This is a genomic window from Paraeggerthella hominis (assembly GCF_021044775.1).
GTDB lineage: Bacteria > Actinomycetota > Coriobacteriia > Coriobacteriales > Eggerthellaceae > Paraeggerthella > Paraeggerthella hominis.
In genome coordinates, this window is record NZ_JAJNOQ010000010.1 from 87,721 (window position 1) to 108,816 (window position 21,096).

At 53.3% G+C, this 21,096-nt stretch carries 18 protein-coding genes and 1 rRNA gene; 4 read left to right on the forward strand and 15 right to left on the reverse strand.

Annotation, left to right across the window (positions count from 1 at the left end; genetic code table 11):
- Window positions 1-15 precede the first annotated feature (15 nt).
- The 6 genes from rfbA to LQE90_RS10585 all read right to left on the reverse strand — a co-directional run bounded on the left by rfbA (window position 16) and on the right by LQE90_RS10585 (window position 6,892).
- Window positions 16-903, reverse strand: coding sequence for a glucose-1-phosphate thymidylyltransferase RfbA (gene rfbA / locus LQE90_RS10560; RefSeq protein WP_216529695.1), 888 nt, complete (start codon window positions 901-903; stop codon window positions 16-18).
- A gap of 51 nt (window positions 904-954) precedes the next feature.
- Complete coding sequence (locus LQE90_RS10565) at window positions 955-3,000, reverse strand: glycosyltransferase (protein WP_216529696.1); 2,046 nt, start codon at window positions 2,998-3,000, stop codon at window positions 955-957.
- A 339-nt stretch (window positions 3,001-3,339) separates the two neighbouring features.
- A complete protein-coding gene (locus tag LQE90_RS10570) occupies window positions 3,340-4,824 on the reverse strand; it encodes a DUF2142 domain-containing protein (protein ID WP_216529697.1) in 1,485 nt (494 codons plus the stop codon).
- Window positions 4,808-5,149 carry a DUF2304 domain-containing protein gene (locus LQE90_RS10575; protein WP_231088295.1) on the reverse strand — a complete coding sequence of 114 codons (342 nt, stop codon included), beginning with the start codon at window positions 5,147-5,149 and terminating at the stop codon, window positions 4,808-4,810. Before LQE90_RS10575 ends, LQE90_RS10570 begins: the two co-directional genes overlap by 17 nt.
- 14 nt (window positions 5,150-5,163) lie before the next feature.
- A complete protein-coding gene (locus LQE90_RS10580; RefSeq protein WP_216529699.1) occupies window positions 5,164-5,865 on the reverse strand; it encodes a glycosyltransferase family 2 protein in 702 nt (233 codons plus the stop codon).
- A 235-nt stretch (window positions 5,866-6,100) separates the two neighbouring features.
- Window positions 6,101-6,892, reverse strand: a complete 792-nt coding sequence (locus LQE90_RS10585) for a glycosyltransferase family 2 protein (protein ID WP_216529700.1) — start codon at window positions 6,890-6,892, stop codon at window positions 6,101-6,103.
- 299 nt (window positions 6,893-7,191) lie between these two features.
- Between LQE90_RS10585 and LQE90_RS10590 the strand changes: the two genes are divergently transcribed.
- The 4 genes from LQE90_RS10590 to LQE90_RS10605 all read left to right on the forward strand — a co-directional run bounded on the left by LQE90_RS10590 (window position 7,192) and on the right by LQE90_RS10605 (window position 9,715).
- Window positions 7,192-7,656: a hypothetical protein gene (locus LQE90_RS10590; protein ID WP_216529701.1), complete on the forward strand. Its 465-nt coding sequence runs from the start codon at window positions 7,192-7,194 to the stop codon at window positions 7,654-7,656.
- 814 nt (window positions 7,657-8,470) lie between these two features.
- Window positions 8,471-8,647: a helix-turn-helix domain-containing protein gene (locus LQE90_RS10595; protein WP_216529702.1), complete on the forward strand. Its 177-nt coding sequence runs from the start codon at window positions 8,471-8,473 to the stop codon at window positions 8,645-8,647.
- Window positions 8,648-8,899: 252 nt separating this feature from the next.
- Entirely contained in the window at window positions 8,900-9,238 is a 339-nt protein-coding gene (locus LQE90_RS10600; protein WP_216529703.1) for a hypothetical protein, read from the forward strand.
- Between the two features lie 117 nt (window positions 9,239-9,355).
- Complete coding sequence (locus LQE90_RS10605; protein WP_231088296.1) at window positions 9,356-9,715, forward strand: hypothetical protein; 360 nt, start codon at window positions 9,356-9,358, stop codon at window positions 9,713-9,715.
- 322 nt (window positions 9,716-10,037) lie between these two features.
- Here the strand turns inward: LQE90_RS10605 and LQE90_RS10610 are convergent, their stop codons facing one another.
- The 9 genes from LQE90_RS10610 to rrf form a co-directional block, all read right to left on the reverse strand.
- Window positions 10,038-11,183 carry a transglycosylase domain-containing protein gene (locus LQE90_RS10610; protein ID WP_216529705.1) on the reverse strand — a complete coding sequence of 382 codons (1,146 nt, stop codon included), beginning with the start codon at window positions 11,181-11,183 and terminating at the stop codon, window positions 10,038-10,040.
- Window positions 11,184-11,668: 485 nt separating this feature from the next.
- Window positions 11,669-11,791 (reverse strand): hypothetical protein, encoded by a 123-nt coding sequence (locus LQE90_RS12440; protein ID WP_255713276.1) that lies wholly within the window; start codon window positions 11,789-11,791, stop codon window positions 11,669-11,671.
- A 631-nt stretch (window positions 11,792-12,422) separates the two neighbouring features.
- Window positions 12,423-16,052: an RICIN domain-containing protein gene (locus LQE90_RS10615; RefSeq protein WP_216529706.1), complete on the reverse strand. Its 3,630-nt coding sequence runs from the start codon at window positions 16,050-16,052 to the stop codon at window positions 12,423-12,425.
- Window positions 16,053-16,183: 131 nt separating this feature from the next.
- Window positions 16,184-17,437: a lipopolysaccharide biosynthesis protein gene (locus LQE90_RS10620; RefSeq protein ID WP_216529707.1), complete on the reverse strand. Its 1,254-nt coding sequence runs from the start codon at window positions 17,435-17,437 to the stop codon at window positions 16,184-16,186.
- Window positions 17,434-18,036, reverse strand: coding sequence for a DapH/DapD/GlmU-related protein (locus LQE90_RS10625; RefSeq protein WP_216529708.1), 603 nt, complete (start codon window positions 18,034-18,036; stop codon window positions 17,434-17,436). The genes LQE90_RS10620 and LQE90_RS10625 overlap by 4 nt, the downstream gene beginning before the upstream one ends.
- A gap of 47 nt (window positions 18,037-18,083) precedes the next feature.
- Window positions 18,084-19,031, reverse strand: a complete 948-nt coding sequence (locus LQE90_RS10630; protein WP_216529709.1) for a glycosyltransferase — start codon at window positions 19,029-19,031, stop codon at window positions 18,084-18,086.
- A 686-nt stretch (window positions 19,032-19,717) separates the two neighbouring features.
- Window positions 19,718-19,873, reverse strand: a complete 156-nt coding sequence (locus tag LQE90_RS12530; protein WP_369412411.1) for a Fic family protein — start codon at window positions 19,871-19,873, stop codon at window positions 19,718-19,720.
- Window position 19,874: 1 nt separating this feature from the next.
- Window positions 19,875-20,582: an ATP-binding protein gene (locus LQE90_RS12535; protein ID WP_216529710.1), complete on the reverse strand. Its 708-nt coding sequence runs from the start codon at window positions 20,580-20,582 to the stop codon at window positions 19,875-19,877.
- Between the two features lie 412 nt (window positions 20,583-20,994).
- Window positions 20,995-21,096 (reverse strand): 5S ribosomal RNA (gene rrf, locus LQE90_RS10640); the annotation flags it as partial.

A 21,096-nucleotide genomic window follows, 5' to 3' on the forward strand; every position in this document is an offset into this window, starting at 1 on the left:
CCACTCAACCTCTCTTTACGGGATGATTTTTCCCTCGGCTACGCGCTTCAAATGCTGACCGTAGGCAGATTTACCGTAGCTTCTAGCAGCCTCGAGCAGTCGTTCTTTTGCGATCCATCCATTATTGAAAGCAATTTCCTCGAGTACCGACACGGAAAGCCCTTGGGACCTCTCAACAGCCCGAACAAATTCTGACGCTTCAAAAAGCGATTCCATCGTCCCTGTATCGAGCCAAGCATAGCCGCGCCCAAGTGTGACTACATTGAGGGACCCGTCTTCCAGGTACATTTGATTGAGAGTCGTGATCTCAAGCTCCCCACGCTCGGAGGGCTCGACCTTCTTCGCGAACTCGCAAACGCGGTTGTCATAGAAATACAAACCGGTAACCGCGTAATTCGACTTAGGACGAGCGGGTTTTTCCTCAATTGAAACGGCATTGTAGTCTTCATCAAATTCAACAACACCGAAACGCTCCGGGTCGTCCACATGATACCCGAACACGGTCGCACCGCCCTGCCGCTCGGAAACCTCTACTGCATGACGCAGATGATCGCTCAACCCGTTGCCGTAGAAGATATTGTCGCCGAGCACAAGAGCGCAGCTCTCGCCGGCAACGAATTCCTCGCCGATAATGAAAGCCTGCGCAAGACCATCGGGAGAAGGCTGCTCTGCATAGGATAGGCTTACCCCGTAATCAGAACCGTCTTTAAGCAGACGCTCGAAATTGGGCAGATCCTGAGGGGTAGATATAATCAGGATATCGCGAATCCCCGCCATCATGAGCACGCTCAGAGGGTAGTAGATCATAGGCTTGTCGTAGACCGGAAGCAACTGCTTGCTCGTCACGGTCGTCAGTGGATAGAGGCGCGTGCCCGAGCCTCCCGCTAGAATAATACCCTTCATTCGATATTCTCTTTCTCTTCACTCCTGATGGACTCACCCACAAGAAACACGTCATCGGTACAGGTCGAGCACTTGCTCCTTTATCGATGTCCAATCCCTTGCCCGCGCCGTCGCGATCCCCCCTTCATATAGAGAATCCCTTAGTTCACGGTCGTCGTAAATACGATGGATAGCAGCGATCGCATCGTCGATCTTGCCCGCGGAATACAGCAGGCAGTTCTCTTCATGAACAAGATACTCGCTATTGCCGCCATTCGGAACGGCTACCACATAACCTCCTGTCGCCATCATCTCCAGAGGAGGATACGAAAAACTCTCCAGGATGCTCGTCTTAAGCAAGATGTCGCATTGACGATACACATCCCCCACCTCCTCATGGGCTACCGCACCAAGGTTACGATCGATCCTGTAAAATGGCTTCGTGGTCCCCGTATACGACATGTACCATATTTCGAACTTCTCAGAGTCGAGCCGATTGGTGATCTCGAAGCTTTCGTCAACGTTCTTGTATTCGGAACCGCAATCGCCTTCGATAAGGATTCGGCAGCGTCTATCCTGAAAATCGCGCTTCTGAGAATAGAATCGTTCCACATCGATGCCGTTCGGGGCAAATCGAGGAACCACTCCGTATTCCTGCTTAAGCCACTCGGAGCACCACGGCGAGATCGTCAGATAAACGACGTCGTCGTATCGTGCAGCATAAGTTGCATTAGCGTGCTGCCGAAGGGGGTCACCAGGCTCGTAGAAATCCGTTTCGAAGTTCTGAACGATATAAGACTTCTTGCCGACGTTGGGATAGCGACGCAAGAAGTCCAGCGTATCCCAAAGCGTGGCCACTCCGTTGTCGATCCGACCGGAAAACGGGCACCTGTCCAGCATTCCGGAAGGGACGCACCTGTTCAGCACAGGGAATCGGCGCCCTTCGAAATCCGCCCATTCAAGGGTGTCGTCCGTATTCACGAACAGCACATCGTAACCGGCCTCTTGCAGCATCGCCCCATGTTTGAGGACGACGAGAACCCCGCCGCTCGTATTCAAACTCGGCATGACCATCGCAATGTTTGGCATTTGATGGGCTCGAATGAAGTCCGCGACGCGATGGCCGGTGTTGATTGTCGTGCAATAGCGCACGCAGTACGCGTGCGCGTTCGCCGCAATCCGCTCCCGATCGTCGACGGAATCGACCAAGCGAAGCAACTCTCTTTCCCAATCCTCCTCGGAACCGCAGAGGACTCCGGTTTCATCGTGCTCGATCATGCGGGAAAACGCACCGACGTTGCTTGCAACCGTTACAACTTTCACAAGAGAAGCCTCGACCCATTTGTTCTCCGATTTGGCCCGATTGAACAGGGTGTCTTGCAAAGGAGCAAGATTGATGTCAACACCAGCTATCAAATAAGGCAGGCGCTTCCAATCGCAGAACGGAACGAACTCTATCCGATCACGCAGCGATTCAAGTTCGCTCGGCACGTCGAGCTCGCCGACCAGAACCAGCTTCACGTTGTCTCGGGCTTTCATTACTGCCGCAACCGTGCGCATGATGATCTCGAAATCCGCATTATGCGTGATGCTGCCGCTAAAATACCCCATCTTGACGACACCCTGCCGCTCGCACCGTCTCCTTACCGCAAGAGAGTGCTTTTTTCTATCCCCCTTGCATAGCTTCGATTCTTCGAAAAGCGGCAACTCGTCGCGACGGAACACAGCATCGTTAGACAGCATGAGCATATCGTCCGAAGCCGTATTCCTGTTCACGAACACAAGCGGAACGTACCTAGCAAGCTCTTCAGCCAACGCCTCGGTCGTCGTTATGGCACCCTCGCACAGGCTCAGCGTCTTGCCCATACGAACCACGCCCTCGTCGTACAACGCCCGATCATCTCCGGTCAGCGACTGCACATAGGGGATCGTGTCTGTATAACACGTATCGAAGACCAGATCGTCGATATCGTAAAGAACCCGCTTGTTAAGGCGCTTGGCTTCCCCGATGAAACGTTCCACCTCGTCAGTAACCGGACATCGAAAGAAAATGAATGTACGGGCATGTCGCAGGTGATCGTCCCTTAAATTCCAAGCGTCAACGACGCCGCAGGACAACCCTGCCGCGCGAAGCTGCTCAACCTGATGCCCCACGCGGTACCGAACCGGATGAGGAACGGAGTAGTCGCACCCGTTGACGAACATGACGTCGAAAAACGAGTTGTCCGGAGCATCGCTGCCCCTTCTTAACGCGATCACCTCGCGCAAGTTATTCCTGGTCTTCTCTACGACCGAACGCCACCCGTCCTCACGATACGTATATCGTGCGGCATCGAGAAAGTACTGCATCTTCGACATACAATTCCCGCAATCAATTGGATATCCGAGCTGCGAATCGAATCACAGCCGACTGGTTTTTGACTTGTATTATACGTGAAGCGAAGCGACCGAGCTGGCTTACCAAAAGTATCGCACAACTGAAGCCAACCCACTCGCTATGATCACCGACATGGCAACCGAATAACCGTACAGGCAGTTGGGACGTGTGATAGTGGATTTCGGACCCACGAAGCACAGCAACGGAAGCAGGAACAGAGGAATAAAGTAGCGGCCCTGAACGCCCATTATGATATCGAAGCGCTTATCAACGTTGATAGTCCATTCCCTGAACGCAAGGATGATCAGCACCACCGTTCCCGCTATCAACAAGCCGATGAAGATCTTTTGGCCCCGCTTGAACGAGTGCTTCTCCCCTAAGCTATACAGCACAGCAACAGCCAAAAGGACGAAGTACGCCCACAAGCAGGGAGTCCAAACGCTGATCGTCAGAGGACCGAGATTGGCCCCTCCGAACGAAGAAAGCCAAAACGGACCCATGACGGATAGAGAACGCGACAATACCGAAACGAACTCACCAGGAGACCTAACAAGGTCGAGCGCGTCTTTGAAAGCGGCCCCGTTATAGATGAAGAGGGCAAAGAGCACAGCAGCCAAGGATACCGCGGCAACTGCAGCGTAAATCGCAACTATAGCCTTCTTTTTGCGCACGACCTTCGGTACCAGGAGCAGCAGCATCAACGCAAGCGGAGCATAAGCATATTTCGATATGCAGGTGAAGAGCAGCAGGCAGGCCAGCACCGCCCACTCCTTCTTGTTGATATCCTCCTGAAACAAGAGCTTAAGGAAGTAGGCTACGAACAGAAGGGACACTGCGTTGAGAAAGGCGTCGGCAGAACACGATGCCTCTTGCTGCAGCAAGATCGGGTTGAGAAGGTATACGAACGTCACCGTCTTCCCAAGCGGAATTATCCGCAGTACCCAGAAAGCGGCGACGAGGAACAGGGCGATGTTCGCCATTCGAGCCATGTAGACCACGACAAACGGGTTGAGGTTCATGAGCTTTCCAAGCGCGGCGACCACTCCAGGTGCGGCATACAGATGGCTGAGATACGACGACATGTCCCTGTCAACCATATGGGTGCTTCCCCAGTCAGGCGAGGCTGCAAGGGCATAGAACATCGCTTCGTAGCTGCGCGGAGTCTGCATGTACGCCAGGGAGTCAGGCGAGATCATGCCTCCGTTGCCAGATCCTGTGAAATTCAAGACTCGGTATATGTGCCAGATCTCATCCGGCACCTGATCGGGGAGGACGAACAAGCCGAAGCCGAGCAGAGCGGGAGTGCCGACAAGAAGGAATACGAAGCCCGCGTCCTCCTTATTTCTTCTCAGCAGTACGCAAAAGAGGGCGAGCAAGCCTGCGAATAGCAGCAACGAAAGCAAGATCTCGTAAGAGGACAGCACTTCGGCCCGCTGTCGCAGCACCGCGCTGAACAACGAAACAACCGCTCCAAGCGCCACGCAGGCATACGCAAAAAAGAAGGCCCATTTCGACCCCGCAACACGATCCGTTATCCGCTGCACCGATTTAGCCCTCTCTCCCATGCTGCTCTTCACCTTCGATCCGCTTCTCCAGCAAAGCTTGCCTCTGCACAAGGTTCTTCATGCGCATAGCTTGCTTGCTCACCACGACGCTCAACGACAAGCAAATCGCCAAAAGAAAGAACAGCGCGGCAAAGAACACGAAATTCGAAGGGGTGTCGAATCCGAAGAATCGCGAAATCCAATAGACGGGTTCCGGAAAGACAGAAGCCAAAATCGTAACGAAAGCAAGAGTCAACCACAACAACGAGTATTTGAGAAGCAGGCGTCCGGCAGACACTTGCTTGCAGACAAGAAGCATGAACGCGACACACGCAACGACAACCATAATTCTCAGTATTATCATTGTTTTTCCTTGCTGAAATAGCCGAACACTCCCATGATCGCAATCGCAAGCGTTACCTTGATCATATAGTACGCGCTCGACGAAGCGCCGATTGAAGACGCCCCGCCTTGCCGTTCATGCATGACGACCGGTCGCTCTTCAACAGACAAACCAGCCCCAATGGCCACCACAATGGATTCCGGTTCAGGATAGTCAATGGGATATTCACGGCAAAACAGCTGCAGCGCCTTACGGCTGCAGGCTCGAAAGCCCGAAGTAGGATCAGCTACGCGCCCGCCGAAAAGGCGAATCACGCGAGACAGCCATTGTATACCTACTCGCCTCATGAACGTGGACTTAAACTGATTATCGCCACCAAGGAAGCGAGAGCCAATCACTAAGTCTCCGCCGTCTACAATACCGTCAACCAATTGCTCGATGCACGCGGCATCATGCTGTCCATCGCCGTCGAACTGGACGGCTACATCGTACCCTGCTTCCAAGGCATACTTGTATCCGGCCTGAACAGCTCCGCCTATCCCCAGGTTCTCGCTCAGGTTCAACACATTGAAGCCACTCGACCGACAGATGTCCAAGGTCGCGTCGCGAGACCCGTCGTTCACGACCAGGTAATCATACCCTGTCCCAACTACGCTTGAAACAGCGGCCACTATGCTCTCTTGCTCGTTGTAAGCAGGTATTATGACAAGTACTTTCATTCAGTTGCCCCTTGTATAAAATGCATCGGTACTACCCTTGATGCAAAAGTACGGAAACCCACAGCCGATGCGACCGCTTGCATCCGCAGCAATAACCGTACCTATAATATCCTTTGCTCGCAAATATTTCTCTCGGTCACTCTACCAGCACCGATCACCGCTTCCAACAGCGTACCCAAGAAATGCACGCTTGCTAGCCTTTCGTTTCAAAAAAGACAGACGAAGCACCCCTGTGTTACTTATTGCTCTTCTGACTAAACGCATAAGCTTTTCCGAGAAGCTGAGCTATGGGCTTAGGCCAGAAGTGCTCTAGCATATACAGATCTTCCCTCGTTCTTGTATCATCTCGAATCGAAGCGGTCGTCTCCGAATCTTCGTGTATACGATGGCGCATCATAATAGCGGAGTCGTACAGAAAATCCCCCTCCAACCGCGACAATCGCTCCCATGCTTGCCAATCGAGATCGCACTTCAGCTCATCAGAGAATATCGGCGCCGGCAAATTTTGGGTGGCCATAGTTACCGAAGGACAACAAATTGCCGACCCAAGTGACAAAACCCTTCGCCGTACAAAACGCGAACCACGGAACATCTTGCTCCTAAGAGGAAACAGCATGACGCGCTTTACCTTCAAAATGACATTGCTATCCACTTGGACCCCATTGCGCAACTCCCCATAGTTTGTAAAATACAAAAGGGGCTTCTTTGACGAATTAACCGCATCCAACATGCGCCTCGAATACTGCGGCTCATATACGTCATCCTGATGAGCAATAGTAACCAACGAGGTTTTCGCGCATGACATAGCGAAATTCCAATCGGACGATATACCCGGCTCAGAAGGATTAATGAATAGAGGAACTGCATACGCTTCGCACAAACTCTTAATATGATCATTAGGGGTAGCCGTTGCGACCAGAACACGACTAGCGACTTCCTGGCTCGTCAAAGACTGAAGGCACTCCTCAAGAAAGAGGCTCTCTTTGTATGCACAAAGGGCGAATGTATGATTGTCGGCTGAGTACATGGCTTCTTCCTAGATCAACGTATTTGGCAACCGTATTGTACCAGCATCTTAAGACCTGAAACGACATCTCATGTTTCAAACAAAACAGCATTGCCGCGCTTAAACGCCGGTTGAATACCTGAATTTCTATATTTCGCCGATACGGGGGCTACTAGCCCCCGTATCGGCGACTAGTAGCCCCGTTTGACGCTGGAGGTCAGCTCTTTTGGTGCCACGAATCAGTACGGTTGGTACCACTCCTCGCCATGCATAGAGCCCTCACACGCACCTGATCAGGGATGCCCGACACGGAGAGGGCGATGCCCATGTCGAAGTTCAAGAAGATCGCTGGCCCTTGCGAAGGGAGGACCAAGCCAGGCGGACGTCGCCAGGGCGCTGTACGCCAGCAAGCGCGACGCGTCCGCAGCGGCGAAAGCGCTGAAAGAGCATCGACCACCTACGACGACGCCTTCGCCATGGATGCGCAGGCGGTCGAAGAGCTGATCTTCCCCGGTCGGCGGGTGGATCCCGAGAGCCACTGCTTGCAGCTCGACCATCCCGCGCTGATCGAGTGCAAAAAGAGGCCCAGGGAGATCCTGGTGAAGCCGTCCTGGATGGAGCACCGCAGGATTCAGAAAAACACTTCGTCCGACGCGATCACGCAGATCGCCTCGATCATCTTCCCGATCACCGCCTTCAGCACCTCGCCGTGGCACATGCCGTGTCGCGGCAGCGGAGGCAGTAGTCGCCGAAGCGCTTCTTGCCCCAGCCAGGGGATTACATAAGAAGACGAACAGATTCTTGAGCCTTTTGCCGCCGCGCCTAGACAGCCGACCGACGATAAAGAGGCGTCCGCCTAGCGGCCTCTCGGAGCCACGCCTCAACAGGATGCCGGGTGGCAACGGTTCGGGAAGCCGTCGATGTCCACACTGATGACGACGAGTTCGAATGCAGTCCGCAGGCCGACGCCCAGGACGTTAGGCGAGCCCCCGCACACATCGTCGTCCACGAGCGCTAGTTATGCGCACGTCGAGGGACTCGGCTTCCGTCGCAGCCTCTCTGATGCGCTTGCAGGCATCATGACCCGGGGCTCTCCGCCCCGACCACGCACTCGGACAACCTGGTCGAGCCCGCTATCGCCTTCCACACACTATCAATCCCCCCCTGTCGACTCCCCCGGTCGCGGTCCATGGCGGCTTCCCCTGCGTCGACGATCTCCCATAGGTCACCGAACCACTCGAGCATGTTGACACAACGCGGACTCAAGAGGCCGGCAAGAGCCTCGAAGGGCAGGCGCGTTTCGAGCAAGATGCCCCACAACCTGCTTTCGTCACCGATTTTCGTTTTAGCCTCAATAAGCGCAAATGGCAATAGGCACTATGCATTCGATGGTCTTAGCCCGAAAAACAAGGTGACTCGTTGAGTGCCAATTTGAGTGCAAAACACTTTGCGCTAAGTCTGACAGGCCGTAAGGTCGCGGCAAACCCGAGGGCCATCCGGCCCGAGGGTTTGCCGCAAAGAACCCGACGAACTATCATTCTCTTTCCTTTTCGCATGCGCCTCGCCAAGAACGACAGGCGGAGACATGGCTACAAGCACTTGGAACTAAGCGACAGGACCGCCATCGAGAACTCGGTTGTGGAAGGAAGACCGACTTGCGAGACGACTGGAAAACTCGACGTGTCCGCCACGACGGTGTCGCGCGAGCTCAACCGCAACAGGCGCGACGACAGCCACCGCGGCGGAAAGGCGAACCACAACAGGTGCATCCACTGAAAGACGTGCTCGAGAAAGAAGCTCTGCGACCCGGACCGCAAGAAGAGGCGTTCGATCCGCGCTAAGGTGCGCTGCAACAACTTGCGCGAAGACTACGAGAGGAACGGGTGCAGGCACACTTCCAAGACCCCTTGGGTGTGCAGCGGCTGCCACGAGCGCTACGCCTGCCCGCTTCGGCATTGCACGTAATCAGCGAAGGCGGCGCAAGCCAAGGCCGACGCCCGGCTCGTCGAGTCCGGGGAGGGCCTCGACATGACCGGGCACGAGATCGAACGCTCGGGAAAGACGATGAAGAAATGCCTGGCGAAGAGGCAGCTCGTCCACCATATCTTCGTCACCCATCCAGAGCATCCCTGTTCGGAAAGATCGTTTTACCGTGATGTCGAAGCCGAGGCGATAGCGGCGCGCAAGATAGATCCGAGAAAGAAGGTCAAGTACAAGGAGAGAAACAAGAAGCACCCCCATGAAGAGGGCTTCTACGAGGGAAGGATCTACAGCGACTACCCTGCCCTCGATGAGGGGATTCGGGCGACGGTCGTGCAGATAGACTGCGTGGAAGGGGGGCGGAGGGGGATGTACAAGTGCTTTTGACGCTGCATTTCGTCGCCTTGTGCTTTCAGACATACGTTCTGCTCGGGCACAAGGAAGGCACACGTCATCGCAGCCCCGAACTGGATCGACGACCTTTGCGAGAGCCGCTTCCGAGAGTTGTTCGGGGTGGTGCTCACCGACAGGGGGTGCGAGATCGACGACATCCTCAGCATCGAGCGCTTCCTGGACGGCAGGAAAAGGCGCAATATCCACTACACCAATCCCCAGCGCCTCGATCAGAAGGGGGCTGCTGAGAAAAACCACGTCGAGCTACACAAGATCATGCCCAAGGGCACGTCCATCGACGGACTTTGCCTTGACCAGCGAATCATGTCGGACATCTGCTCTCACGCCAACTCGAGCATATGGCTTTCGATAGGCAACACGAGCCCGGCGGCGCTTGCCAAGCTAAGCCCGTCCGAAAGCCTGCTTGAAGGGCTGGGGATCGACGTCGTCGGCCCCCGCCGACGTCGATAGGACAAGCGGCGTGAGCGAAAAGCTAAAAGACAAACAGGCCCGAAACCAAAACTAAACCGAGCACGCGAGCGAGACAAGCGAGAAGGAAGAAAAGGACCCCGGAAACCTTGCACTAAGTCTGACGCAGGCCAGAGCAGGGGCGCCTCTTCATGTCTAAAACCACGCTCCCGAAACCGAGAAAATGCACCTGCCCTGCCAAAAGAATCAGAAACCCACGATCATTCCGACAAATCAGTTGCACTAAATCAGACTGTGCACTTACCTTGCCGAAATTACACTAAAGTTGGCAATCGACCAGATAAGGAGACTGACAGAAGGGGTACTAGACACACCTGGTTCTTAGCCTGATTATCGTCTCATTAATAGATTCTTGGCATAATCCGAAATGCCTGACTGCGTCGATGTGGGTCTCTATAGCGCATTTACCGACTCCTTTTTCATAATGCGGCAGACCGAGACACCAAACGAAAAACTCTTCTTCCGTCAATTCAGAGAAATCCCTTTTAAACAGTTGTTGGAAGGTTGAATTTCCTGTCTCAGGATAGCGAACGATATCGTCGATTTTGATCGAGACGAGGTTCAGGTAACAGCGCAGAATCCATTTCTTGATGTTCTTTCTTGCTTGCGAGTTTTTGCTCAGGTGATTGATATAGCTATTAAACACGGCTTGGGTGAATATCAGCTCGAACAGTTTTCTCCTTGCCGTCAGGCGATAAGAACCGAAATCTAGCCCCACATTCCTGATGATTTGCATCTCAATGGTGCCATAGCCGCGGATATGGCGGCGAAGAGCGTCGAAGCTGCTTAAACTGTTTCCGACTAGCGCAAGCCTATCTCTTTTCTGACGGAGAAAAACCCTCGAAGCCAAGTATCTTGCTGTAACTATATGGGTCTTTTCATTTCTATTAAGAAAATTTTCGTCTTCCATATAGATAAGAATCTGCAATTTCCGATCATCTTCGCCGTCAAATGAGCAACTTGCGGGATCTCCTCCCAATGCTTCAAGCTCCTCGATAATGCGCGATATCGGTTTAGTTGAAAAGTGCCGCCTGGAGGTGATCGCTGCCAAGGCAACGACGAATATCAGGAAGACAATCTGGGCAAAAACAGATTCCTTTACAAGCGGGGTTGCTGAGAAAAGAAGAATGAGGTAGAAAAATGCTCCGTAGAATTCTAACAATAATCGGTATAAAAAATCGAGGCACTTATATTTGAATGAAAATAGATGCACCAGCATCTCGTCGCTGCTGAACACTTCAAAAATCAAGAAGAGCACGATCAAGGATCCAAAAACGATTGAACAAAAACCAATGTAATTAAAATATGAGACAATCAAGCAGTACAAATACACCAGCGCGACTCTTTGTCCGGGCTCCATTTTCTGACCACTACTCGCGGAAAAAAACAAAGCGACCGCAAAGACCAATAACTCGTTTCCGTTGACTGATTGCTGCAGCAGTTCCGGCATGATCCTCCTTCAAATATCGGGTATTTTAAATAACAAGAGCTTGATAGCAACTTACAGTGCTTACTAATGGGTCGCTCCATTTTGAACAGCTTAATCTCTTTAGGTGCTCAGACTCCTGTCAAAGAGCTTTGAGCCGAGCGCCGATGGTAACCTCTTCGCGCCTCCGCCACCCTCTCCTTAGCGCTGCGGCCTTCCGGCATAGAGCGAACCGTTTCTCGCTCCTCCTCAATCAGAAGCTTCGTCATGAGCTGCATCCCTCTTCATTCGCTCGAGACTCATCTTGGCCTTGCCCCAATCGAAATGACTGCTGGCTTCCCCGCCGGCGCTCCGCTTGCTCGCGCCTGCGGACTCGCAGGACGCCCTCCAGCGAAGGCGATCCTCTTTATTGACCTTCTCGAAACGCCAGTCGCACTCGCGCTCAACCCATTCCTGGACGCCATCCTCCGGATTCGCCTAAACCGGAATCACGTAGATTACGCAGTCTATTAGGGCAGACCCAGAAAGTCCATGCCCTCCACCTCCATGAGGAAGTAGACAACCTCGCTCTCGCGGCACCCGTCGCGCTTCCGCAGGTAGTTCGCGGACACGCCCAGCACCCTGGCAATCACCTCGTAGTGCGCGTCCTTGAGGCTGCAATCACCAGCTCGGGTACGAATCGTGGAATCTGAAAACCCCGTCTTTTCCGCCAGGTCAAACCGTTGTTCCCAACTCCCGACGTCTTCGTCTGACCCTCGCGCCACAGGCAGTGCTCCCGCTTGTCCGCAGCTGCGCTCGGTGGCAATTATCGCCCCTCGAGCTAAAAAGATTAACGAAATGACCTTATGTTTTTGCATAGGCTTGTTTGACAGTGCAGATACGTCAGGTTAGTTCGAGGACAATGGCACGGAAAAGTGCTGATTGCCGATCAAACGCGAAGAGAAAACGACAGGCAGCAAGCTGCTCAACGCGGGCGAGATTACCGAACCGATTGCCGTATCGCGATCATATGCACACTGCACCATTCGTGGGCTAAACGAAGGGCTGACGGCAGCAAGGCACTACACCGCTCCCGACAGGGTGAACCGAGTATATCTAAAGCAGGCTTCGGTATGCCTGAAGGCCGCTCCAACGGCAAAAAAGGAAACCCTATCCCACTTCTCAACGTTGCTCCCACCTCGAGAAATGCAGAATTTCTGCGTCTATTGCAACTGCTTTGCAAAGTGACCACAGTCAGATCATTCCCACAATCAATCATGCGACCTACGAAGCGTATCGAGGCACCAAAAACTCAACTCTTGGCTTTACGCCAATATAGTCATATCCTTGGCCCATGATGGAGCTAATAGTCCTTGCCCAGTTGGGATCAGTGGCATACTGATGTCCAATACCGCCGTATTTATCAGAATAGGCGGGATTCCACCTCATGTCATACAACGTGCTTTGCCCGCTGTATATGTAGTTTCGCGCCAGCTGTTGAGCTGCTCCATTCAGAGCGTTTTCAATACTATTCCAACCGTAATAGCGAGCGAAATCATAAGCAGTATCAGGCCTACCGTCGTAGGCTCCCCACCCAATGAAGTTATAATAACGTCCCGCAGGAGCCTCTTTGCTGAAATAGAGGCCATTAAGTTTAATCGTAGCAGTGCCCGCCTCAAAGTACTTCCCCTGAGCCATAAGAGACGTACCCCAACCCGTCTCCGTTACCATATGACTAAGAAGGTACATCTCGTTGATGTCAGCACTTTTCGCAGCAGCCAAAATAGCAGCTCCCTTCCCCGCAAACACTCCACTACGTCCAGAAGATGTGCTGGAAATAAAGCGATTCATCTGCTCGACAGTAATATCTCCCTGATACTTTCGCAGATCAGCAAACTGATAATACGCCCGCGTCCCGTACGCATGCGAATTTGGATTGATGGTTTCAGGTGAAACTCCGTTCAAAGCGGCCATCTTTGCGAGCGTTATTCCATAAGACTGATGATGAACATTTGTCGCAGACTGCTTCAGAATCCACTTTTGCGAGATCGAACCCGTAGCAACGGCGTCACCCACTGCACCCGTACTAGCCGCAACGCCTGCCAGCACCGTCATAGCCCTCTTTGTCGCCCGGTTTAGCAACATATACGAGCCATCCGCATTCGAACGTATTACGAACCTACTTGCATCGCTTTCTGGCTTACTCGATTGCTGTAGTTCCCCAGAACTTACCACACCCAGCTTCTTGCCCGAATTCACATTGGTGACAGTATAATATCCGGCCGTCCACTCGAGCTGAAACAGCTGAGCCAGAGTATCGTTTCCGCTGTAGAGCCATGCTTTCGCCCCATCCTCAAGAGACGCCCCGTGCATATCAAGCTGATAGAGAGGATTCAAAGCGGCATGAATCGTGTAATATCCTGAAGGAACAATTTCCTGACAACCCGGTATATCAAAAATCCAGGTCTGGGCAGGAGTGCCGTTTGCGGAGTGGAGCCAGATGTTATTCTGGTTAGTCGCATTGCCCCCGTACAGATCAAGCACGAGCGAATCGTTGAGAGCGGAGACAAGCTTGTAGCCTGAACCTTGCTTGACCGCCACCCACTTCTGGGCCCACGATCCGTTCGGTGCGTATTGCACGACGTTCGTACCGGCAACGCCGCTCCCGCCGTACACGTCAAGCGCCTTGCCCGATCCCTCATTGACGATCGTCAGATACCCAGCCTCGTCGTGGCTTACCCGCCAGGTCTGAGCAGGCGTGCCGTTAGCGGAAAAGAGCCACACGTTCGCAAGGTCCTCCTTGCTCCCCCCGTACACATCGAGGGCAAACCCGCCGTTGACTCCTGAAGACATCTGATACGTCCCGTCCGCGATCATGCCGGCGTTGTCCTTAGCCAGCGCGTCAAGCCTGTCCCTCATGTCCTGAGCGCGATTGAAGCACCAGGTCTGGGCAGGAGTGCCGTTTGCGGAGTGGAGCCAGATGTTATTCTGGTTAGTCGCATTGCCCCCGTACAGATCAAGCACGAGCGAATCGTTGAGAGCGGAGACAAGCTTGTAGCCTGAACCTTGCTTGACCGCCACCCACTTCTGGGCCCACGATCCGTTCGGTGCGTATTGCACGACGTTCGTACCGGCAACGCCGCTCCCGCCGTACACGTCAAGCGCCTTGCCCGATCCCTCATTGACGATCGTCAGATACCCAGCCTCGTCGTGGCTTACCCGCCAGGTCTGAGCAGGCGTGCCGTTAGCGGAAAAGAGCCACACGTTCGCAAGGTCCTCCTTGCTCCCCCCGTACACATCGAGGGCAAACCCGCCGTTGACTCCTGAAGACATCTGATACGTCCCGTCCGCGATCATGCCGGCGTTGTCCTTAGCCAGCGCGTCAAGCTTATCCCTCATGTCCTGAGCGCGATTAAAGCACCAGGTCTGGGCAGGAGTGCCGTTTGCGTCCCACAATCTCACAGGTGCTCCGTTGGCATCGGAGCCACCCTCCACATCAAACACAAGCGAAGAGTCTGCCGCAGATGCGATAGCAAAGCCACCCCCGTTCGCTTTAATCACCCACTCCTGTGATTTAGCCCCAGACTGGTAGGGCCGTTGCACAATCTCCGTTCCTGCCCGAAGATTCCCTCCCGTGTTCGACACTGTAAGGTATTGCCCCGACTTGGAATTCATAATTGTATAGTAACCATTTTGCTGCCTCGCAATACGAAACAACTGGGCTTCGGTTTGGTTGGCATCGTACAACTGAATCCCTGCGCCCGAGGCAACGGAGCCTCCGACCACGTCGACCACGCGTCCGGACGGAAGTCGCGAGCCAATCTCATACACTCCATCCGTCACCGCTCCAGGAACAAAGATGTCAAACGACCGCGTAAGAGCCTGTCCCGCATAGATCCCCATCCCCGTTACAGTCACCTGAGCCCGCCCTACCTGAACATTATTTGCATAGCTCAGCGTGTAATCCGTTCCTTCGTTCAGAACGGAACCAGCCACAATCACAGCTGGACGAGGAGTAAGAGCCGCGCCCGTATAAGGCTGATCAGCTATCTGCACCTTCGCCAACGTAAAATCAAGAACCGTATTTTGGAGTGTAACCAAGCGACCATAAAGGCGTTTGGCCTCTTGACCTTGAACATTTTTGACCGAAGAAACCGGATCATAACCAATAGGATCACCTGCGTTGATCATAATCCCATTGCCGCAGTATATTCCCACGTGAGATATGTAATTAAGATCACTGCCATACGTACCCGTAAAGAACACGATGTCACCCGGTCGCGCTTCGCTCTCGGATATAGGAGTGCACCAGTTGTAGTACAGCGACGCTGCATTAGTGTAATCCGAATTGATTCCTAGGCCGCAAACCTGATTATAAACCCAGTTCACGTATCCCGAACAATCGAATCCGCCATCGCGACTCGGATTTTTACCGCCCCATACATAGGGCAACCCAAGATACTGCTCAGCAAACAGAAGAACATCCGCAAAGGTTCTGCTTGAATAATCTTGAGCACTCCGCAGCATAGCTCGCCCGTACGCAGCATCGATCTCTTCTTTCGTCAGAAGATCTTCCATAGAGATGTCAAGATGGGTTGATGCATCAGTAGGAGAAACGGGCCCATCTGCACCCGGTACAGGAAGTGCCTCCTTGGAAGCCGAAGGACTCTGCTCTAAATTCCGAGAAAGATCCCCATTATCTGGATTCGAAGAAGCACCTTGCCGATCGTCCTCTTTAGCCTTCGGAAAAACATCATGGACGGAAGTGGAAGGATCGGATTGGGGAAACACCTCTGATCCCTGAGACTCAGAGATCGCGAACGCAGGCAGGGCGGATGCAACGAAAAGCTGCGCGCTAAGCAAAACAGCTAGAGTTATCGAGCACATTTTTGCGAATCGGGTATTTCTTTGCATTGGTACGCTCCTGCGTCGCAATCGCCTTAGTTTTAACCTTGTCAAATTATTCCATAACATATAGCGGCATTCCACCTTCCGCCCCCACAACGCCCATCATTTTGAGTCCACCACACCACGCGGCTGCACTCTCAAACAGGCTCAGCCGAGGACAACACTCGCCCTCGATAATCCCTCCATAAAATCCCAGCGCTGCCCATGATAAAAAAGATCAACGCAGCGATGAACACGAAGCTAGCCCCATTCATTCCGCACAACTGGATAAGCGGCACGCTGCCAGTTAATACAATGGCGAACGAAAGTACGCTCACCGCTAGCAAAGCGCCAAGCTTCCGGACGACTACCAACACCGTCGAAAGAAACCATGCAAGGGCAACGAGGATCGAGCACACCACCAACGGCATAAGCAAGAATTGATAACCGTCGATAGAATCTCCAAACAAAAGTGCGAGAAGCCAATCGCCCCAAAGCATGAATCCCACAATTGAGACAACCGACAAAGACCCCAGAACAAGAAGCACTTTTCCTATTAGTTTGTGAAACCTCCCAATATCACCCGCCTGCAAATGCTCAGCCAGAGGTGTCGTCAAGGGCGCAAATATAAAACTAGCAGAAACCTGAACGATCACAACAGGCATAGCAACTGAAGCGTATACCCCCAAAGCTGTAGTCCCTATCTGAGCCTCGAGGAAATACCTCGGAGCCTGACCCATCGTGTTGAAAAGCAAGCCGAACATAGCCAATGGCAAGCACGTCTTGAGCAATGACTTTACGCACGCAAAGGAAGACCAAGACGAAGCGTCTAATGTCACCGAAGACGCCAGACGGCGATCATAGAAAGCAACAATCAAAAACGAAGTCACGCAGAGCCCAAGAACCGCAAAGAGCAGCGTGTCGGTAGTCACTAAGAGCACAAAGAAAACTATCGGCTCGACAATTCCCTTTACTATAAAAGATCGACCGACGTAGTCCAGTCTCATGTTCTTTTGCAGCATCCCCTGATAAACATCCGACCACGCTTCTGATATCTTGAACAGCATATACGTAACCACGCACAAAGCCGTCATAGGCTCATAGCCATTAGCCAGAACAAATACCGCGCACACAAGCAGCGCAAGCGCAGATGTCAGCACGCGCGTCACAAGGTAGGTACCGCTAGAGAATCGCCCTTCAATATCAGATACCTGGTAATTTCTTATCGAATACAAAGCAATGGAAACTAGGGAGCCTCCGACAGTAATCGCCAGAGAAAAAACGCCCGCCTCTTCGTATCCCAGCACGCGCACAACGAAATAGGTGAGTAGCCACTGGGAGAATAGGTATACGATATTTCCTATCGAATTCCAAAGCACGTTGGCCTTAATGCTTAAGGGATGCCTGCTCACGAAGTCGCCTTCCAAACTCCCGCAACCTCATCGAAGCGCTTAATCACCCGCGCTGGAGATCCCACGGCTATCGAATGCGCTGGGATGCTTTTTGTTACAACTGAGTTCGCACCAACAATACAACCGTCACCGATGGAGACGCCTTTCAGAATGCAGACATTCTCGCCCAACCACACATTCTCCCCGATGCTCACGGGAGATGTTACTAAATCACGTGTATTCGGATCGGAAGTCGGTAAAGAGGGAGAGGATCCCGTATAGATACCATGGTCAAGATCGCTGATGAATATCTTGGACGCGAACAAGCAGTTATCCCCAATACTCACTCGCTCCGCCGCAGCAATGTGCACGTTATCACCAATGTGCACATTTTCCCCAATAAAAAGCTTCCTGCTTCGATCCCCTTTGTCTCCGAACACTTCAATGCGGCAGTTATAACCCGTAGTGAAACCTTTCCCATACTTCATACGCACTCCGCCGCGCACATAAAACGGACGTCGAATCAACGTAGCGTCCCGATACCACAGGCGCGTCATCACGAACGAATAACCAAGTTTGACAAATTCTGAGAGCGAATAGTAATTGTCATAAAAGTACATACAGAACCTTTCCTTCGACGCCTGCGCAACCACCGACAAGACTGTCTCTACGCATCAGGCAGACAACGGCGGAGAAAATCGTTTGGACTCACAGAGACATCATCGCATTGCTGGCGCGCATAGGATTCCACTAATCTTTTGCGGAAAAATGAGTACCATGGTGTACTAAGAGCGATAAATTTTTTAATACCGAATAGTGCCTTGGGGAAAACAAGGGACAGCCCGAGGGGCTTTTCGCGAGCCAAGGCTTTATACAGGCAATCATGATCTCGATACAATCGCTCGCGCGACTTCTTGCTGTCGCCCGTGGAAATGCCCACCCCCCATTCGTACCATTCAACCGGCGCGGGGTAAAACGCCACATCCGATAATTCCAAAGCAAGCGTGGCGGCAAAATCCTCGCAATAGCGCACCCCGTAAGCGCTCAACCGCTCAAGAAGCATTACAAAAAGCTCCTTTTCGAAGAACTGCGCACCTGCCGGAATCCAATCTCCGCGCACCAATTGTCGCTTCAGAAGCGTTCGTCCATCTCGCTGCCGGTCAAACGCGTAGTCTCCTGCGTTAAGCGGCGCGTTGTATTCAGAGACTTGACAGCAGTCGTCCCGGTGCTCGAATCTCAGAATTTTTCCAAACCCCGCTTTTACCTCATGCTGGTGACTCCATGCAAGCAGACTCTCTAGCGTTGTCTTATCGTAGAGCAAATCTCCAGCGCCGATAACCTTGACGTACGCACCCTCCGCTTGCCGCAACGCTCTGAGAATATTGCGCACGGTCTGCACATTCTCATTGGCCTGGATTATCCGATAGTTCTTATAGCCGTTACACGCAAAAAAGTCTCTAATATCTTGCTCAAAGAAATCATCCGAGCAATCGTCTGCTACAAGTATTTCCGGTTCAACATTTTGCTGATAGATAATGGATCTCAACGTAGCCAGAACCGCCTCGAGTGGCTGATTGTAAACCGTCACAATGACCGACATACTTTGCAAGGCCAAATCCCTTCCTTCGCCGTACAATCATCAAAGCAAGATAGCTTACGCAGGCACTCGCCCGCATAAGCTATCACATGCAAAACCGTACGGCTTCTCAATACGATGCGCTCGGTATCCTAATTGCAGAGTACCGATCCACACCGCCATCGTATCATTTCCAAGCGAGCTCTATCCAGCACCGACGTCAAATTCGACATGTGTCCATTATTATAATGGCTTTTGGTTGAATTACTGATTGAACCGACACCAGAACGGATTCGAGCTTCTCGGGTGTTGTTCGGGGTTGCTCGGGTTTCTCGTGAGGGGTAGAAGCGAGTTCCAATAAAAACCTGCTGAGTACGTTCAGCTGAGTAAGAAAAACCTGACGAGGCATCAATATGGGGATGCGGCACAGATCACGGTCGCTCGCATAGAGGCCGCGGAGAAGGGTCAGGCATCCTGGCTCAAAGCAGTCTACGCTTGAGGAAGCCGAAGCTGGTGTGGGAGAACGAGCAACACCCTGCGCCAGAGCTCGTCGGCCAGAGGGCGTGAATCAGCGACCATCAACTTCGCCTTTACACAAAACGCAAACTGCACGGCAGTCGCAAGCAGTGGACCCCGTTGAAGATCACGAAGATGAAGGCGATCAAGGTTTCAGGGACTCCGGACAGCAACAGGCTCAGCGCCCGATAAACCCGGAAGCGAAAGCTCTAGCTTATCGCCCTATAGCGCTGGTTTCTGCTCGAAGGCTTGTCGGGTAAGGTCATCTCGACCAGTCCGGAGTCCAAAGCCGGCTTCAAGTAGGCTTCCCTGAAGTTCTTACGGTCCGTCAGACCCATCCTGCTCATCAGCTCCGCGAGGCTCATTTCACTGTTCCCAAGCGCTTCCCGCACGGCTGCAACTTGGGGGGGTATCTTGGGGGGTATCTTGGGGGGTATCAGGTGCTGAGTCGCGATTCATGTTCCAAAGCACCACCTTGAAGAACCTGCCGTTGTCGATGAACTGCGGAATAAACCGTTCTTCGTAGTTCGGGGCGAGCGCAGTGCGCTCCCGAATGAGCTTGAGGCCGCTCCCCTTGCGCTCCATGAAACGCATCCGTTGAAACAAGTCGGCTATCACGGGATTCCTGCGAATGCTCTCGACGGCACCGAGATCGGCGTCTTCTGGCAGGGCCCCGTCAACCTTACTGCCGGGCGACGTGATCTCCAAGCGGTCATCGTAGACGAACGCCGTGACCTCGGCACCGCCGATCTCGTATTGGCGGTGGATCAGCGCGTTGACGATCGCTTCTTCCACCGCGCGCATAACATAGCTCGGCGTCTCGATGCGATCGTCGTCCGTCTTCGCCCAAGCAACGCGGTTATGCCGGCCAACGAAGTCCATGGCCTCACGCAGCAGCCTGACGAGACATCCAGAGTACTCATGGTCGTCGAGGACCTCGCCGTCGGCTTTCGCCTTATCCAGCCCGTTCCAACGCGTGCAGAACACGCGATTCTGACGCAAGACAGGCTGATCAGCAAGCAAGACGCCGGCGTTGGTGAGAAATCCGTCAGATTTGGCAAGGCCAAACGACACGAAGTCCGTATCCTCCCAACGTTCCCCTGTGCGCTCGGAATACGTGGCCCTCAAGACCTCAAAACTGCAGTCGTCTTTGCGAAAGGCTGTCTCTATTTCGTCGAAGTGGGTGTGCGACCCCCGCATGGACAGGCTTCTGAGCTGAGCCGATGACGCAGGCAGCGATTGGTTCCCAGAGCGCACGTACACAATCTCGTAAAACGAGCCTCACGGCAACAGCGCCCAATTGGAAGCGACGGAAATCAGCCAAGCGCGCTAACAGCGTAAGCTCGCGCATGACGAATCCCACCGTACCCAGAGCATCGCAGGGAAGATCGAAGCCTCTGCCGCCCCCCGAACGCGAAGAGGGCCCCGGAGCCTCTCCCGGCTCCGGGGCCCTCCCGCCCTCGGCGGAAACGCCGAGCGCCCTGCGCGAGCGCGACGTCCTATCCTCCCACAGCCTTGCGCTGCAGTACTTTCGGCGATGGCGGTCTTAACTTCCGGGTTCGGAATGGGACCGGGTGATCCCCGCCTC

Excerpts from the sequence above, each read along its gene's own strand:
- LQE90_RS10580 (WP_216529699.1), bottom strand. The coding sequence starts at position 5,865 with ATGAAAGTACTTGTCATAATACCTGCTTACAACGAGCAAGAGAGCATA.
- LQE90_RS12530 (WP_369412411.1), bottom strand. The coding sequence starts at position 19,873 with ATGAGCCTCGCGGAGCTGATGAGCAGGATGGGTCTGACGGACCGTAAG.
- LQE90_RS10575 (WP_231088295.1), bottom strand. The coding sequence starts at position 5,149 with ATGGTTGTCGTTGCGTGTGTCGCGTTCATGCTTCTTGTCTGCAAGCAA.
- LQE90_RS10585 (WP_216529700.1), bottom strand. The coding sequence starts at position 6,892 with ATGTACTCAGCCGACAATCATACATTCGCCCTTTGTGCATACAAAGAG.
- rfbA (WP_216529695.1), bottom strand. The coding sequence starts at position 903 with ATGAAGGGTATTATTCTAGCGGGAGGCTCGGGCACGCGCCTCTATCCA.
- LQE90_RS10600 (WP_216529703.1), top strand. The coding sequence starts at position 8,900 with ATGACCGGGCACGAGATCGAACGCTCGGGAAAGACGATGAAGAAATGC.
- LQE90_RS10590 (WP_216529701.1), top strand. The coding sequence starts at position 7,192 with ATGCCCATGTCGAAGTTCAAGAAGATCGCTGGCCCTTGCGAAGGGAGG.
- LQE90_RS10610 (WP_216529705.1), bottom strand. The coding sequence starts at position 11,183 with ATGCCGGAACTGCTGCAGCAATCAGTCAACGGAAACGAGTTATTGGTC.
- LQE90_RS10615 (WP_216529706.1), bottom strand. The coding sequence starts at position 16,052 with ATGCAAAGAAATACCCGATTCGCAAAAATGTGCTCGATAACTCTAGCT.
- LQE90_RS10625 (WP_216529708.1), bottom strand. The coding sequence starts at position 18,036 with ATGTACTTTTATGACAATTACTATTCGCTCTCAGAATTTGTCAAACTT.
- LQE90_RS10570 (WP_216529697.1), bottom strand. The coding sequence starts at position 4,824 with ATGGGAGAGAGGGCTAAATCGGTGCAGCGGATAACGGATCGTGTTGCG.